The 16,082-nt window shown below is 39.3% G+C and carries 15 protein-coding genes and 3 pseudogenes; 13 read left to right on the top strand and 5 right to left on the bottom strand.

The genetic code is table 11. From position 1 onward, the window contains the following. Positions 1 to 19: 19 nt before the first annotated feature. Complete coding sequence (locus tag L655_RS0106340; RefSeq protein WP_024604472.1) at positions 20 to 529, top strand: GNAT family N-acetyltransferase; 510 nt, start codon at positions 20 to 22, stop codon at positions 527 to 529. A 35-nt stretch (positions 530 to 564) separates the two neighbouring features. Here the strand turns inward: L655_RS0106340 and L655_RS0106345 are convergent, their stop codons facing one another. Further along, positions 565 to 951: an MmcQ/YjbR family DNA-binding protein gene (locus tag L655_RS0106345; protein WP_024596739.1), complete on the bottom strand. Its 387-nt coding sequence runs from the start codon at positions 949 to 951 to the stop codon at positions 565 to 567. A gap of 194 nt (positions 952 to 1,145) precedes the next feature. Between L655_RS0106345 and yeiP the strand changes: the two genes are divergently transcribed. Together yeiP and L655_RS0106355 are read left to right on the top strand one after the other, a co-directional pair. Further along, positions 1,146 to 1,718, top strand: coding sequence for an elongation factor P-like protein YeiP (yeiP, locus tag L655_RS0106350; protein WP_002962153.1), 573 nt, complete (start codon positions 1,146 to 1,148; stop codon positions 1,716 to 1,718). A gap of 139 nt (positions 1,719 to 1,857) precedes the next feature. After that, complete coding sequence (locus tag L655_RS0106355; RefSeq protein WP_024604473.1) at positions 1,858 to 2,052, top strand: hypothetical protein; 195 nt, start codon at positions 1,858 to 1,860, stop codon at positions 2,050 to 2,052. Here the strand turns inward: L655_RS0106355 and L655_RS0106360 are convergent. Together L655_RS0106360 and L655_RS0106365 are read right to left on the bottom strand one after the other, a co-directional pair. Continuing rightward, the gene (locus tag L655_RS0106360) at positions 2,049 to 4,301 is read right to left on the bottom strand and encodes an EAL domain-containing protein (protein ID WP_024604474.1); all 2,253 of its coding nucleotides are present in this window, start codon (positions 4,299 to 4,301) and stop codon (positions 2,049 to 2,051) included. The genes L655_RS0106355 and L655_RS0106360 overlap by 4 nt on opposite strands. A gap of 54 nt (positions 4,302 to 4,355) precedes the next feature. Further along, on the bottom strand, positions 4,356 to 7,079 hold the full coding sequence (locus L655_RS0106365) for an insulinase family protein (RefSeq protein WP_024604475.1): 2,724 nt from the start codon (positions 7,077 to 7,079) through the stop codon (positions 4,356 to 4,358). 191 nt (positions 7,080 to 7,270) lie between these two features. Here L655_RS0106365 and sixA point away from each other — a divergent pair, with 191 nt between their 5' ends. Both sixA and L655_RS0106375 read left to right on the top strand, forming a co-directional pair. Next, positions 7,271 to 7,741, top strand: coding sequence for a phosphohistidine phosphatase SixA (gene sixA, locus L655_RS0106370; protein WP_024593905.1), 471 nt, complete (start codon positions 7,271 to 7,273; stop codon positions 7,739 to 7,741). Positions 7,742 to 7,764: 23 nt separating this feature from the next. Continuing rightward, complete coding sequence (locus L655_RS0106375; RefSeq protein WP_024604476.1) at positions 7,765 to 8,115, top strand: RidA family protein; 351 nt, start codon at positions 7,765 to 7,767, stop codon at positions 8,113 to 8,115. Between the two features lie 52 nt (positions 8,116 to 8,167). On the opposite strand, the gene L655_RS0106380 is transcribed toward L655_RS0106375, so the two are convergent. Then, positions 8,168 to 9,109 (bottom strand): AEC family transporter, encoded by a 942-nt coding sequence (locus tag L655_RS0106380; protein WP_024604477.1) that lies wholly within the window; start codon positions 9,107 to 9,109, stop codon positions 8,168 to 8,170. 27 nt (positions 9,110 to 9,136) lie between these two features. Then, on the bottom strand, positions 9,137 to 9,694 hold the full coding sequence (gene smrB / locus L655_RS0106385) for an endonuclease SmrB (RefSeq protein WP_024604478.1): 558 nt from the start codon (positions 9,692 to 9,694) through the stop codon (positions 9,137 to 9,139). A gap of 152 nt (positions 9,695 to 9,846) precedes the next feature. On the opposite strand from smrB, the gene prmB reads away from it, so the two are divergent. The 8 genes and pseudogenes from prmB to L655_RS0106430 all read left to right on the top strand — a co-directional run bounded on the left by prmB (position 9,847) and on the right by L655_RS0106430 (position 15,822). Continuing rightward, on the top strand, positions 9,847 to 10,782 hold the full coding sequence (gene prmB, locus L655_RS0106390; RefSeq protein ID WP_007377743.1) for a 50S ribosomal protein L3 N(5)-glutamine methyltransferase: 936 nt from the start codon (positions 9,847 to 9,849) through the stop codon (positions 10,780 to 10,782). Positions 10,783 to 10,846: 64 nt separating this feature from the next. After that, positions 10,847 to 11,944 carry a chorismate synthase gene (gene aroC, locus L655_RS0106395; RefSeq protein WP_007377744.1) on the top strand — a complete coding sequence of 366 codons (1,098 nt, stop codon included), beginning with the start codon at positions 10,847 to 10,849 and terminating at the stop codon, positions 11,942 to 11,944. Positions 11,945 to 12,064: 120 nt separating this feature from the next. Then, the gene (locus L655_RS0106400) at positions 12,065 to 12,442 is read left to right on the top strand and encodes a DUF4112 domain-containing protein (RefSeq protein ID WP_024604479.1); all 378 of its coding nucleotides are present in this window, start codon (positions 12,065 to 12,067) and stop codon (positions 12,440 to 12,442) included. A gap of 110 nt (positions 12,443 to 12,552) precedes the next feature. Then, positions 12,553 to 13,201 (top strand): annotated as a pseudogene (locus L655_RS01000000125220) (glutathione S-transferase family protein). 276 nt (positions 13,202 to 13,477) lie between these two features. Next, positions 13,478 to 13,539: pseudogene (locus tag L655_RS1000000127895) on the top strand (hypothetical protein); the annotation flags it as partial. A 302-nt stretch (positions 13,540 to 13,841) separates the two neighbouring features. After that, complete coding sequence (locus L655_RS0106420; RefSeq protein WP_024604481.1) at positions 13,842 to 14,396, top strand: elongation factor P hydroxylase; 555 nt, start codon at positions 13,842 to 13,844, stop codon at positions 14,394 to 14,396. Next, positions 14,386 to 15,550, top strand: a pseudogene (locus L655_RS01000000125225) (ATP-NAD kinase family protein). The gene L655_RS0106420 and the pseudogene L655_RS01000000125225 overlap by 11 nt, the downstream one beginning before the upstream one ends. Continuing rightward, complete coding sequence (locus L655_RS0106430; RefSeq protein WP_024596509.1) at positions 15,547 to 15,822, top strand: YfcL family protein; 276 nt, start codon at positions 15,547 to 15,549, stop codon at positions 15,820 to 15,822. Before L655_RS01000000125225 ends, L655_RS0106430 begins: the two are co-directional and overlap by 4 nt. The last annotated feature ends 260 nt before the right edge of the window (positions 15,823 to 16,082 follow it).

Below are 16,082 nucleotides of genomic sequence, written 5' to 3' on the forward strand. Positions count from 1 at the left end.
TATTTAAATGAGGAGCTTAATGACATTATTTACACAAAGATTGAGCATGTACCAAATGGAAGAATCTGATTGGCCTCTTTTTCTAGCGCTTCATCGCGATCCTCAAGTCCTTAAGTATTGTTTTGATATGCCAATGGAGTCACTGATAAGAAACCGCTTTGAGATACGCTTACCTCAGTGGAATACTAAATCACGCCACCCACTGTGCTTACTCATTATTAATAATAAAACAAAACAACCAGTGGGTGTTACAGGCTTTGCCTATGACGGAGAAACCGCAGAGCTTGGTTATTTATTATTGCCAGAGTATTTTAATAAAGGCTACGCGACAGAGTCTTTAAGAGCTGTGATTGATTGGGCTTGGAAAGAATGTGGTATTAGGCAGTTTAAAGCTGTCGTAACGCGTGGCAATATTGGTTCTGTAAAGGTGCTTAGTAAGTGCGGCTTAACCCATACCGATACACTTTTTAAAGTGCATACAATAGGCGAAAAGTTATACGACGATTTAATTTATACGCTTAAGGTGTAAGGTTTTAATGGGCTAGTAGCCTAGCCCAAAAAGTGCTACAAGTGAAGTGCGATAGCTTTTCGGTCTTTTTCTGGCATGTTTTCTACGACTAAATTAAATGAGTTATCAATCATTCTCTCAATTTCACTTTGTGCAATTGTGCCGTCTAAAATTACTGTGTTCCATAAGCGTTTATTCATATGGTAACCAGGGATCACTGCCGGGAAAGTATCACGCAATGATATTGCTTCATCAGGATCGCATTTTAAGTTAAGCCACCAAATAACCTCACCATCATCATTAGTTTGACCGTCATTGCCAATAGCAAGAGTCGCAAACATTTTATGATTCACTTTATATACATCAACCTCTTGCGCAAATGGTTTTGTAACCTGAACAAGTGGTTTTTTAACTAAATACTCATGTACTTTTTTCTGGTCCATGATCCATTCCTTGAAGTCATACTCGGTAAAGCTACCATAGCAGTTTTTTTCACATTTGATTATATGTATTTTAGTATAAATTAAAATTTTACAAGCTAATACAACATGTAGCGTAAAACCAACGTAATTTTAGTTGAACAAAATCCAGTTCGTGGTATGTTTCTGCCAATCAAAAAAATAATAGGAATTCACACATGCCAAAGGCGAGTGATGTTAAAAAAGGTACTGCTATTGACTTCAATGGCCGCGTTTTAGTTGTAAAAGATATTGTGCGCTCTGTGCCGCAAGGTCGTGCTGGTGGTAGTTTATACCGTATGCGTTTATACGATGTGGTAACCGGTGGTAAAGTTGACGAAACATTCAAAGACAGTGACATGCTAACGCTGGCTGATTTAACACGCCGTGAAGTAATGCTATCGTACATTGATGGCGACGAGTATGTGTTCATGGATAATGAAGATTACACGCCTTACAACTTAAACAAAGATGCTATTAGCGAAGAAATTTTGTTTGTTAATGAAGAAACGCAAGGCGTACACGTCATTGTTATTGATGGCGCGCCAGTAGGACTTGATTTACCATCAAGTGTTGAACTTGTTGTTGAAGAAACAGACCCATCTATTAAAGGTGCATCTGCAAGTGCTCGTTCAAAACCTGCACGTATGTCTACTGGCTTAAATATTTCTGTGCCAGAGCATATTTCAACAGGTGACCGTATCCGTATTAATACTGTTGAACACAAATTTATGGGTCGTGCTGAAAAGTAACTTGTAAATTATAATTTTAAAAGCCGAATCTGTGTTTAACAGGTTCGGATTTTTTGTGCGCGGGGATTTGTTGCTTTAAATTTAATCACGTTAGCGTTAGAATAAACGCCGTATTTTTGAGCAATTTTAAGGGGTAGCTTTGTTTATAGTTTTACTAAGCAGTGCATTTATAGCTTTAATGTATTTAGAAACCATTAAAAAAGGCATGCCAATTAAGCGATGGCTGATTTTAGGCGGTTTACTTGGACCTGTAGCCTGGTGCTTGTTTAATCTACATTATCGTCGTGCTTTAGTAAGAAATGTAGGAATAAATGCGTGTATATGGCGCCCTTAATTTATTGACGCCACATTTTTATTTTTTCTAATTAAGCTTGGGGCTGCTTTAGTTTGTTGTTGCTTTAAAAATTCAGTAAATTCACTTTTTGATAGAGGCTTAGAATAGTAATAACCTTGTACTGTTTCGCAATTAAGCTTTTTGAGTATATCAATTTGATGAGCTTGTTCTACACCTTCAGCCACTACATGTAAATCAAGGTTATGTGCAATAGTGACTATTGAGTCGACCATATTACGGCCACGTTCGTTGGTCATGTCATCTATAAATGCTTTATCTACTTTAAGTGTATTAAGCGGAAATTGCTTTAAATACGCTAATGATGAATAACCAGTACCAAAATCATCCATTGCTAAATGAATACCTCGGGCACTTAACGAACGCATAATTGCAATGGCTTCTTTAGGGTCATCCATTACAGTACCTTCTGTTATTTCAAGCTCTAAAAAGTAAGAAGGTAATTCATTTTTTTGCAAAATAACGTCAATACGAGAGGTTAAATCGGGGAGGCTAAATTGCTTTGCTGATAAGTTGACAGCTACTCGGCCGCTAAATAAACCGCTATCTAGCCATTCTTTTACGTCTCTGCAGGCTTTGTTTAATACCACCTCACCAATTTCAATTATTTGGCCCGTTTCCTCGGCTATAGGTATAAAAACTCCCGGACTAATAATGCCTTTTTTGGGTGTAATAAAGCGCACTAATGCTTCCATTCCGGTTAGCTTGCCTGTGCGAATATTCATTTTTGGTTGGTAGTACACTTCAAAATGGTCTTCTTTTAAACCAAAGCGCATGAGGTTTTCAATTTGCAGTCGTTTAACGGCTTGACGGTTCATCGTGTCGTTAAAAAATAGGTAGCTATTACCTTTCTTTTTAGCATGATACATCGCGGTATCTGCATTTTTTAAAAGCAGTTCAGGTGTATTACCGTCTTCAGGGAATAATACAATACCTACACTTGAGGTGATTGCCAGTTCGTGGCCTGCCATTTTAAATGGTGTAGCAATGGCTGCTAAAAACTGTTTAGCCATGCGTGTAATTACATGTATGTCGTTAGTGTCAGACATTACCAGAGCAAACTCATCGCCGCCTAAACGATAAAATACATCATTTTCACGGGTTAGTTTATTTAAGCGCATTGCTAGTTTAGCTAATAAGCTGTCACCTAGCTGATGTCCTAACGAGTCATTTATTTTTTTAAAGTTATCTAAATCGAACACAAGTAAGGCGTGATGCGAATTGAGCTTTACTAGCTTTTGCAAATCAGTAAAAAATAAATTTCGGTTAGGCAGACTGGTTGTGCGATCTCGATTCGATAAGTTATGTAATTGCGATTCTGCTTTTTTACGCTCTGTTAAATCTGAATATACAACGACATAATTAGTTATTTGATTTTGATCGTTTTTAATTTCATCTATCGATATTTCTATCGGCAATAAAATGCGCTCACTATTACGAAGCTTCACTTCTTGTTGAATATGTTCGCGCTCTTTTACTATTTCAATAATTCTGTTTGTGTAGCTTGGCTCATAACCAGATAGGCTAAAATCTTTTCCTAAGTATTGTTCGCGTACGCCACCAAATAAGGTTAAAAAGCTGGGGTTTATATCAACCAGTTTAAAGTTTTTATCATAAATTGCTAAGGCGTCAGTGAGCGACTCAACACATTTTGCAAAAAGGTTTAAGCGCTCTTCAGTTGATTTTAACTGTGATATATCGCGAACGGTACCTGTCATTCTAAGGGGGGATAAGTTGGCGTCTTTTTCAATTATTTTTCCGCGATCGAGCACCCAGTGCCAACGACCAAAAGTATCTTTGATTCGGTAGGTGGCTTCAAAAAAAGCAGACTGCTCTGCAAAGTGCACTTTTAGCAAGTGCTCAACGTTATTAATATCGTGAGGATGGATAAGGCCTTTATTTGGTGGAAACCCCATTAACGTAGTTGAGTCCATTAAATACTTATCGTTAATGCGAATAACTTCGCCTGTTTTTATGTTCCAGTCCCAAAGTGTATCGCCGCTACCTTCTACGGTACTTTTAAGGCGTTTTTCCGAAAGTCGAAGTTGGCGGCGTGAACGTCTAAGTTTGTGGATTACAAATAACAGGTACGGCAAAGCAAGCGATATAATGGCGCTTGCTAGTATAAGTATATTGTCTGAGTTGTAATTAAGTGATGACTCAAAGGCAAAAAGCTCAAATGAGTAAGCAAGTACTACAAGCATGCTTAGTTTTATTATTGTTTTTATCATTTTTTGATTACTTCTAATTTACAAATGATAATTTAAAACAAGCTAAACCTAGAGTCAAAGAGATTGAGAGTAAACGGGCATATTTTGAGATTTACTGACTTTCGCCGAGCTTAAAAGCTCATATCTTGGTCTATTATCATCAAATAGGCTTAGTGCATAAACTTTTACTTCTCTTAGTGTTAGTGCGTTTAGGGCATCTAAAAGTCGCTGCTGCATATGAAATTCATGATCTCTGTTACCAATAGCAAGCCATAACCGTTGTGAGCGCAGGCGCAAGTTTTTATCTTTTTCTGCAATATGAGTACTAAGGCCATGTTTTTGCTGTTGCCAATCGTTTTCATCAAGTGCATCAATGTTATCAAGGTATTTTTTAATAAAGCTGTTATGACGATGCAATAATGTTTTTGCATCAAACTTAGGTGACTGCACATAAAATGCTATTCCAGCACGAGTATTAAAAGGTGCATAACCTGCGCCCACTAAATAACCTAGCTGTTGTGTTGTTCGTAACTCGTTAAAGTAATCTTGATTAATTAAATGATTTAACGCCATCATTTTTACTTTTTCGGCCACGCAATCCATTTGCGCTTGATAGTAAATAACCATTGCATGGTCGCTACAAGGAAGTTCTAACTCGTAGCGAGTTACTTTTTTAATTTCAAAAAGGGGGCGTCTTAAATCTTCAATTATGGCTGCGTTTTTTAGGTGTTCGGCGACCTTTTTTTGAAAGGCTAATGCATCACTTTGCTGCCAGTTACCATGTAAAAATGATTCAACATGTAGTGCTTTAAAAAAGTCTGTTCTGAACTCATTAAATTGCTGAAAACAGGTGTTTTTTAATGCCGATGCAAGCTCCCCAGGTTGAGGGTTCCAAGGCATTATTTTTGCGCCTAAAATACTAAATAACTCACTGACTGGTTTGTTTTGGTTGCTATTGCGCCAATGCCTTACAAGTTGTTTTTTATATTCAGCAAAGCGTTTTGCACAAATTTCTACATTAAATAAAGCATCTATTAATTGATCAACAAGCTCTAACTGACTGGATGAAAGCCCAGCGGTATGTAGAGTTAATCCACCTTGATGCGAGGTTAAGTGGTAGCTAAGTCCTGCAAGTTCTGCAGGATAAAATTGCTCGCCTACGCTATCCATAAATAAATCTGTAAATAAGCGGGTGAGTGCCATATGCTTTACATCTTTTACGGCAAAATCAGAATCCATGGCCAAATAAAAATGACCTTTAGCAACACGAAATGTGTTGTCTTGTTTAAACCAAAAGTCAAAACCGGGTTCTTTTACTAATAACTCGGGTTTCGTTTGTGGTTTTATGACATCAAATAACACCACTTCTTTTGTCAAATAAGGATTAGCGGTAGGCAGCAGCATTTCGCTCAGCGGTTTATTTATCTCGCTAAGTGCATCAAGCCAATTAGGTGAAATATGTTCTACTTTATATGGTGTGTTGTACCATGCGGTTTTATGTTCAGGCTCTACATCTGGATGTATAAGTACGATGCGCATATTATGTGGCGTTAACCACTGCATGGCCATTTCGTGGGTCGCTTTTTTAAAGCCTTCCATTAAATAGTCGCCTTGCACGTAATTTGCTTCGTCGTAATGCTGCATATTAATGCTTAAATTACTGACCCAATCAATCAAGCGTGACTTTTCTTGGTTATCGAATGCTATTTGTAATAGATTTTTTTTATCTTGGTATAAGCGCGGCAATTTTTCGGTGTTATCGTTAATTAAGCAAATGTATTCAAACACCATTTCAATAATGTCTTCGAAGTATTCAATACCTTCATCGGTAAGCGCTAAACTAATATTAAAGTCTTTAAAGTTGCTGCCATTAATACCACCGCCAGCAGAAAGCGCGTTTATCCAGCCTTGCTCTTTTAAAATAGAATAAAGAGAACCCGCGCCTTCATAGCCAAGTAAATGGGCAATAAAACTCACTGTTTTGTGGCGATAAAAGTCGTCAATATTAGGCATAGCAAAACTTATGATAAGTTTTTGCATATGCTTATGCGGCTCAATATGAAGTATTTTTCCTATGTCTTGTTTGCGATAGAGTGGCTCACTGATCTCTGGCTTTTTGAGGTTTTTATTACCCTTAATTGCGCCAAAGTAAGTTTGTGCCCAGCTTTGTAGTGTGTTTAATGTTTCGTTTGCGCAAATAACTAAAGTCATCCACTGAGCTTGGTACTGACTATTAAAAAAGTCGCGAAGCTCATCACTAATACAGCGCTCTCTGTCAGCTAAGGTTTGTAGGTTTCCTACAGAAAATTTAGCAAATGGATGAGCTGGATTTACCGTTTCTTTGTGGGCTTGATAAATACGGCGACCATCGTCTTTTATTTTTAGTTTAAACTCGGCTTCAATTGCGTTGCGTTCTTTTTCTGTTTCGGCTGAATTTAAAAGTGGCGCAATAAAAAAACGGCTAAATTGGGTAAGCGCCTGTTCAAATTCTTGGTTATTAATATCAAAAAAGTAACAGGTATGCTCAGTGCCAGTCCACGCATTAGTGTTCCCGCCAGCTTGCGAAACAAAATTATTAAAACTGCCTGAATCTGGGTATTGGTCTGTGCCTAAAAAAAGCATGTGCTCTAAAAAGTGTGCTAGGCCTTGCCTATCAAGAGGATCGTCAAAATGCCCGGCGTTAACTGCCATTGATGCTGCCGCTTTTGTAGAATCTTTATCTTGCACTAATAGTACTTTTAGACCATTGTCCAGTGTAAAGGCGCGGTATGCTCTGTTATCATTGCGGCTGATATTCAAATGATGCTCCTGAAACTAAACGTTTACTTGTTAACAACAGATGATGGCTTCAGGAAAGCGAAATACAGCTTAAAGATTTACCTGAATCTCATGAAAGAATTATTTAGAAATAAATAGATTTATGTTGTTAATATAGCTGACAAATGGGCAAACTGGCTACTGTTTTATATTCTTTAATCGGTTGATTTTTTATGAAAACAATCCTAATAATGCGCCACGGCGAAGCAACACCCATGCAGGCTGATGATGCAGGTAGAAATTTAACCCAAGCAGGGCACGATGAAGCTGAAAAAATGGGCCTTTGGCTCAGTAAAGCACATTGCCCTGATGCACTGTTAGTTAGTCCTTACATTCGTGCACAGCAAACAGCTGCAGGTGTGGCTAAAAATAACGTATTTAAATTTAGCGAAACCACATCCGATATTATCCCCGAAGGCAAACCTCAAATTGCTGCTGACTATCTTGAAACGCTTATTGCTACTCATCCCCAATGCAACACATGGCTTATAGTGGCACACATGCCTATTGTAAGTTATTTAGTGGACCAATTAAGCCCTGGTAATATGCCAATTTTTAATACAGGTGCTGTTGCTGTTATTAGTTATGATGAGCAAACCCAGCGTAGTAGTTATATAAGTATAAATGCCCCAGAAAACCTTTAATATAAATAATTGAGAAAAGTAATATGACGATAGAACGCTTACAAACAGGTGCGCGCATGAGCCGCATAGTAAAACACAACGGCACTGTTTATTTATGTGGGCAGGTATGCGCCGACGCGCAAAAAGGTATTAAAGAGCAAACTCAAACTATGCTTGATAAAGTAGAGGCGCTGCTTGATGAAGCAGGGAGTTCAAAAGAACATATGCTTAGCGCGACTATTTATGTAAAGAGCATGGAATACTTCGCTGATATGAATGCAGTATGGGATGCATGGGTACCCGAGGGTTATGCACCAGCACGTGCCTGTGTGGAAGCTAAAATGGCACGTGATGCACTACTCGTAGAAATATCTGTTGTAGCGGCCTTAAAGTAATTTGATCAAACAATTATATAGCTCATGGCAGTTTTGTTAGTTATATAGTTGTTTAAAGCAAAATAGCCAACCAAAAGCTAAAACTCAACATACACAATATAGTAGAAAGTACCACCGTCCCTGCAAGCGTTGCTTGATGCTGTTTTAACTGACACGCAATTAAGTAAGCATTTACCCCTACAGGTGATGCACTCAATAGAACTAGCACATTTCTTATTTGCTCATCTAACTCAAACACATAAGTTGCTGCAACAAATACCCCAGCCGGTAATATAATAATTTTTAATAATGAAGATATAAGCGCGGGCTGCCAGTTTGAGGCTATTTTATAAAATACTAAGTTTGCGCCTAGTACAAATAAAGCACACGGAATAGCGGGTTTGGCGAGTAAATCTATACTGCTTACTAAATTGTCATATAAGCTAAGCCCAGATACATTAATGATCAACCCGCAACCAATACTCAGTACGATAGGGTTTAGCACCATACTCTTGCTAAAGTTATACCATGAGAAGTTTTCAGCACTTCCTTTTGCCCCAATTAAAAAGGTCAGGGCAAATAGCAATGTGCTATGAAAGGTGATGATCATAAATGCAATAGCAATCATCTCTTTACCCAGTGACGCTATAACAATTGGGATACCTACCAACACCATATTTGAATAACTTCCTGCCAAACCAAATACGCTGTGTTGTTGATAATTTATTGCTTTATTATTGAGACATGGCTTATTTAAGTAAAAGCGGTCAATTAAAATGCCTAATCCAAACACACTCAAAACAGGTATGTAAAAGCTCAAAAATGCAAAAAGGCTAATACTTTGCTGTAAGTTTATTTGCGACATATTTAGTACTAAAAAGGCCGGTAAACTCACATAAAAAGTAAATTTACTTAGACCCGCAATGTGTTGTTCGTTAAAAAACTTTAACTTACAACATCCATAACCCAGTGCCACAATAAAAATGAGCGGAAAAATAATTGAAAAAATATGCACGTAGTTACATCCTAGTAATGGCTAAAGTTAGCGTCTAAATTCATCACTTTGCGGTAAATTAATTAAAATAAGTACAGCGCCTCTTCCACCATATTCGAGAGGGGCTTGGTGCATCGCTATTACGTCAGGGTGCTGTACTAAGTACTGAGGCACTTTGTGCTTTAGTACGCCGCCACCAATACCGTGCACTACACATGCACAATAATAATGCTGCTTTTTACATTCGTGAATGAGTCCAGCGAGTTCGTCTTTAGCAAGTTCTTTATTTAAGCCATGTAAATCTAGCGTCAAATCGGGTGCAAAGTCACCACGGCGAAGCTGTTTAGCTAGGAAAGTATTTTGGCCAGGTTTTACATATTTAACCGTGCCGTGGGTGTCTATATCGGGAATATAAACGTCTGAGAAGAAAAATTCAGATTGAGCCTGCTTTTTTTGCTGGGCAAATTGCTTAGCTTGTGACACCTTAGGCTTTGTATCAAAACGATGAGTATCTTGTTTAAATACTTTGGCGCCTGTGATCGTTTGACGAAATAAGCTTATGTCGTCATTGCTTAGGGACGAATGTGATGGAGTGTCTTTTTTCATAACTATTACCTAAACAAAAAAACGTAAAAACGCAGCGCAAAAGGCGGTACAATACTTAAATGAGGGGCAATTGTAATTTGCCCAGCGCAGATAGGCAATGCAATCGTCTTAAAGACTCAAAACAGTCAGTAAGCTAATACAGGTAAAAATATATGAGCGATTTACAAATAGAAGAAGCAACACTCGAAGAAGCCGTTGCAGAACTGTCAACTTTACATGACTGGTTACGTTGGACTACAAGCCAATTTGCAAGTAGTAGTATATTTTTTGGACACGGTACAGATAACGCATGGGATGAAGCTGTAAGCTTATTACTGCCTGCGCTTAGCTTGCCTGTTGATGCGCCAAAAGAATTAATGCACGCGCGTTTAACAAGCACAGAAAAAAACCGACTTGCGGGTCTTATTGCAGAACGTATTAACGACTGCACACCAGTACCTTACTTAACAAACATTGCATGGTTTGCGGGTATGCCGTTTTATGTTGATGAACGTGTACTTATACCTCGCTCACCATTTGCCGAGCTTATTAGTAACCGCTTTACGCCGTGGCTTGAAGAGCCACAATCGGTAAACCGTATATTAGATTTATGTACGGGTTCGGGTTGTATCGCAATTGCACTTGCGCAAGCTTTTGAGCAGGCACAAGTTGATGCGGTAGATATATCGTATGAAGCGCTTGAAGTCACAGACATTAACATTAACGATTACATGTTGAGTGATCGCGTGTTACCGATTCAGTCTGATGTATTTAGCGGTGTACCAGGTCAAAAATACGACCTTATAGTAGCAAACCCACCGTATGTTGATGCAGAAGATATGGCTGACTTACCACGCGAATTTCATCATGAGCCAGAGCTTGGGCTTGCATCAGGCCACGATGGTTTAGATGTAACCCGTACTATATTGAGCGAAGCGAGTGAACATCTAACTGATAACGGTTTGTTATTTGTAGAAGTTGGTAACTCTATGGTACATATGGATGCACTGTATCCGGGCGCGCCGTTTGAATGGATTGAATTTGAACAAGGCGGCTTAGGTGTATTTGTAATTAGTAAAAAGCAGCTAGATGAGTATTTTGCAAAATAAGTAAAAAATGAATAGCCAAGCCCTGTGCTTGGCTATTGGTAGTCATTAGGAATGAGGAAAGTTAATGGCAGGTAATAGCATTGGGCAGTTATTTAAAGTGTCCACCTTTGGTGAGAGCCACGGCGTTGCATTAGGCGGCGTTGTTGATGGTACTCCCGCAGGTCTCGAAATCACAGAGGCCGACTTACAAATTGATTTAGATCGCCGAAAACCAGGCCAAAGCCGTTATACAACGCAGCGCCGTGAAAGCGATCAAATAAAAATATTAGCAGGCGTTTTTGAAGGTAAAACCACAGGTACTAGCATTGGTTTATTGATTGAAAACACCGATCAACGCTCGCAAGATTACGGCAAAATTAAAGATGTATTTCGCCCAGGTCATGGCGATTACACGTATTGGCATAAGTACGGCTTGCGCGATTATCGCGGTGGTGGCCGTTCGTCTGCACGCGAAACCGCGATACGCGTAGCGGCAGGTGCTATTGCTAAAAAATACTTAAAGCAATTTCATGGTATTGAAGTTAAAGCATGCTTAAGTCAGCTTGGTCCTATCAAGGCGGAAACGTTTGACTGGGATGAAGTGGAAAACAACTTATTCTTTTTCCCTGATGCAAGTAAGCTTGAAGCACTTGACGAATATATGCGTGACCTTAAAAAGCAAGGTGACTCAGTTGGCGCTAAAGTAAAAGTAGTGGCAAGCAATGTACCAGTTGGCCTTGGTGAGCCAGTATTTGACCGTCTTGACGCCGAACTTGCACACTCATTAATGAGTATTAACGCAGTTAAAGGCGTTGAAATTGGTGATGGCTTTGACGTAGTTGAGCAAAAAGGCTCTGAGCATCGCGACGAGCTAACCCCTGAAGGTTTTACATCAAATCATGCAGGTGGTGTACTTGCGGGGATTTCGACAGGGCAAGATATTATTGCTTCTATTGCGCTAAAACCAACGTCGAGCATTACTATTCCGGGTAAGAGTATTAATACAAGCAACGAAGCGGTAGAGATGATCACTAAAGGTCGTCACGATCCGTGTGTTGGCATTCGTGCAATCCCGATTGCTGAGGCAATGATGGCTATTACCTTAATGGACCACTTACTGCGTCAACGCGGACAAAACCCACATGTAAACCACGAACACGGGCCAATTAACGGCTCAGTGTAAGTATTTATAATTATAAGAAAACGCGGATTACCGCGTTTTTTTATATCTGTAATTTAGTTAAGAGCCTTTCAGGAGTTGTTCAAGTAAGCCCTATATACTGCAAGAAGGAGGGTAGTAATCATGAACGATAATATTAATGAACACTCACAAATAAAAGCCCAAGCTGCAATAGCCCGCTTAGAACGTTTCAGTAAGTTAACCGATAACAGCATTGGCATTCCTTTTACTAAGTTTAATATAGGTTTGGAGGCGGTGATTGGTTTAATTCCTGTTATAGGTGATGCCGCAGGGCTAATTTTATCAAGCTATGTGCTTATAGAAGCGCAGCGTTTAGGTGTGAGTAAACGTATAAAGACTAAGATGATTATCAATATGCTCATAGATTTTGTGGGCGGTTTAGTACCATTTTTTGGTGATATTTTTGATGCGTTTTTTAAAGCTAACACGCGTAATACACAACTATTAAAAAAACATTTAAACAAGCAGTTAAGTGAGTAATTAATTAATAGTTTTAAGTAACCGTTAGCAAAGAGACTTTAAACAAAGTGTTGTTGGTTTTTCAATCACCTAGTAAGGTAGGAGCGTCTATTCACTTTGGTATTTACAATATGCAATTATTCATCGGTAATAAAAACTACTCCAGCTGGTCATTACGCGCATGGTATTTAATGAGTAGGTTTGATGTTGAGTTTAGTGAAACCCAGCTGGTACTCGACACCCCTGATTTTTACAATGAACTAAAAAAGACCTTTGCTGTGCAAAAAGTTCCAGCGTTAATTGATGGCGATTTACAGGTATGGGATTCGCTAGCAATTTGTGAATATATTAACGATGCTTACTTATCAGGCGCTGCATGGCCAAAATATATTACCCAAAGAGCTAAAGCGCGTGCGCTAAGCGCTGAAATGCATTCAGGCTTTATGGCGCTGCGCAGCGAAATGCCAATGAATATAAGAGCTACCCGTAAAGTAGACCTATCGAGCGAAGCATTAAAAGACATAGCCCGTATAGACGAGATATTTGCACAGCAACAAGATGTGTTTCCAAATGAGTGGTTTTTTGGTGACTTTAGTATTGCTGATGCTATGTACGTACCTATTGTATTGCGTTTAAAAAACATATCAAATTACGTTATCGCCAGAGGCGCAACAATATTGTGACTTTGCTATGCGTTGCCCAGTATTACAAGTATGGATCACTCAGGCATTAACCGAAACCGATATTGTAGAGTGTGATGAAGCAGGAACGCCTGTATAATTATTGTTCTTCATATGGCATGTTCTATGCCTTAAAATCATAAGTTTAAACTAGGCAGCTCATGTATCTAAATCACCCAAGGTATGGCAATAAACCGATAACTACCAATACCTCAGTGACAATAGAGACGATAGAGAATGCGCACTGGCATTACTCGAGGCTTAAATACTTCCCTGATACGGCAATATTGGCAGATATAAAAAAGCAAAACTATGCCATTGACCCTCGGGCACTTTATGTTGATATTGAAGAGAAGTGCGAAAGTTGCTCTAAGGCATTTATTTTTTTGCTCAAGAGCAGCAATATTGGTTTGAGGTACTTGATTTTTGGGTTGATTCTCACTGTACTCATTGCTTTGAATGCCGTAGACATGCCAGATATATACTAACTCTACGTAAACGGTACGATATGTTAACTAGCTTAGCCAATAAAACCTCAGGTGAAAAAACACAACGTAAAGAACTTGGTAATACTCTTTACTGTTTAGGTATTATTAAAAATATCAATAAAGTGAAAGATTAGTCCGCTTATATTTTACTATCACGCCTTATTTTTACTTTAGTTGTAAAAGCCCGTACAATTCGTCTCGTTTTTAGTGCGCTAATATGGCGCTGTAACCGAGACGAATTAATCAATTTTTATGCATCAAATAGCTGATCTAATTTCAATTTTTGAGCGCACTTTTTATCAAAGTCACAATACACGACTGATAAAAGGCGATTGTGAGCCTGTGTATTTACCAGCAACAGAGCAGGTGCCATATCACCAAGTTGTATTTGCGCATGGTTTTTATGCCAGTGCATTACATGAGCTAGCACACTGGCTGGTGGCCGGTGATGCACGTCGGTTATTAGAAGATTACGGCTATTGGTACTGCCCAGACGGGCGCGACAAACAAAAACAAGCTGAGTTTGAAAATGTAGAAGTAAAGCCCCAAGCGATAGAGTGGTTATTAAGCACCGCAGCAGGGTTTAATTTTAATGTGTCGGTGGATAACTTAAACGGCGAGCAAACATGTCGGTTTGATTTTCAGCAGCGAGTATATGCACGGGTATTATCGTTAATCGAAAATGGCTTTAACTCTCGTACAGAATCACTTTTAAAAGCACTCTGTGATTTTTACAATACACCGTGGCCATTAACAGCGCAGCAATTTAATTGGCAACACCCAAAGGAGCTTTGTAATGGCGTTTAAATTAGGCTTAATTGTAAACCCTGTAGCAGGTTTAGGCGGCACAGTTGCCTTAAAAGGCAGTGATGGCGCACACACAGCCGCTAAAGCAATTGAATTAGGTGCAGAGCCAAAAGCAAATAGCCGAACAAAAGCAGCGCTTGAGGTGCTATTACCTTATAAAGAACGCTTAACTATTTACACTGTTAACGGTGACATGGGTGAGCAAACAGCAAAAGCTTTGGGCTTTAATGTAGAGGTTGTATATAACACTTCTGCAATAACAACCCCAGATGACACAGAACAAGCCGCAAAAATACTTAAAAACTCTGGTGTTGATTTGGTCTTATTTGCCGGAGGCGACGGTACAGCACGTAACATTTGCCATGCAATAGAGGATACCATTCCCGTACTTGGTATTCCCGCAGGTTGTAAAATTCATTCTGGTGTTTACGCTATCACGCCAAAGGCTGCAGGGCGCGTAGTCGAAATGCTGGTTAAGGGTGAGTTAGTTACCTTAGCCGATGCAGATGTAATGGATATAGATGAAGATGCTTTCAGGCAAGGCACAGTAAAAGCCAAACGCTACGGCGAAATGCAAACACCTAGCGAAGTACGCTATATGCAAGCGGTTAAAAATGGCGGTAAAGAAACCGACGAACTCGTACTTGCCGACATTGCAGCGCATGTTGTATCGCAAATGGATGAAGACACATTTTATATTATGGGTAGCGGCTCAACGGNTTGAAGCCATAATGGAAGAAATGGGGCTTGAAAATACGTTACTTGGTGTTGATTTAATAAAAGATCAAACCTTAGTTGCCCAAGATTTAACGGCTAAACAATTACTTGAGCTTACACATGATCAAAGTACTAAGTTAGTCATTACGCTCATTGGCGGGCAAGGGCATATATTTGGCCGTGGTAACCAGCAATTGAGTCCTGTGCTTATACGCGCAATTGGCAAAGAAAATATTATTGTAGTAGCAACTAAAACAAAACTACAAGCGCTTAATGGTCGCCCCCTTATTTGTGATACAGGCGATGGCGAATTAGATGATGAATTAACGGGTTATATTAAAGTAACCACCGGATTTAACGACCATATTATGTATGCAGTAGGGCACCACAACATTGAAAATATAGGTGCTTTGCAAAACCAGGAGATTAATAAATGAGTTTAGTGAACTATATCGATGCAGCCCAGCAGTACTTCGATGATTTAGTAATAAAAGCAACTGACGATGAGTTATTTGCTGGCGGCTATTTACGAGGTCATTTTGATCTTGCAGTTGGTTATGCCGAAGTAGAAAAGCTGACAATCAGTATAGATGAGCTAAACGAAACTGTAGAGCAAAGCTTAGTTAAAGCATATCGCAACGGCGAGCTTAACGAAGAAGACAAGGCATTAGTTGCACGCTTATGGGATGAAGTTAAAGCCCTCGCTTAACCCTAAGTGTTACAAAAAACACGATGTGTTTATCACTATCGTGTTTTTTTGTTTGCCCAGCGAAGCTGGCAAACCCGATAGGCTGAAAGATGCCTTATCACCCTGACTAAGGGGAAGATAATCTGAATGGCAAGGGCGTCACTGGCCAACGGTGGGGTCTGAAGGAAGCCATAAGAAGTTAGAGGTACACAACTAACCGTAACCTGTTTCGGCAGTATTGGTGGGTCAGCGTGCAAAATAGCGCAACGCCCTATACTTAG

Source organism: Pseudoalteromonas sp. TAE79, assembly GCF_000498015.1.
Lineage (GTDB): Bacteria > Pseudomonadota > Gammaproteobacteria > Enterobacterales > Alteromonadaceae > Pseudoalteromonas.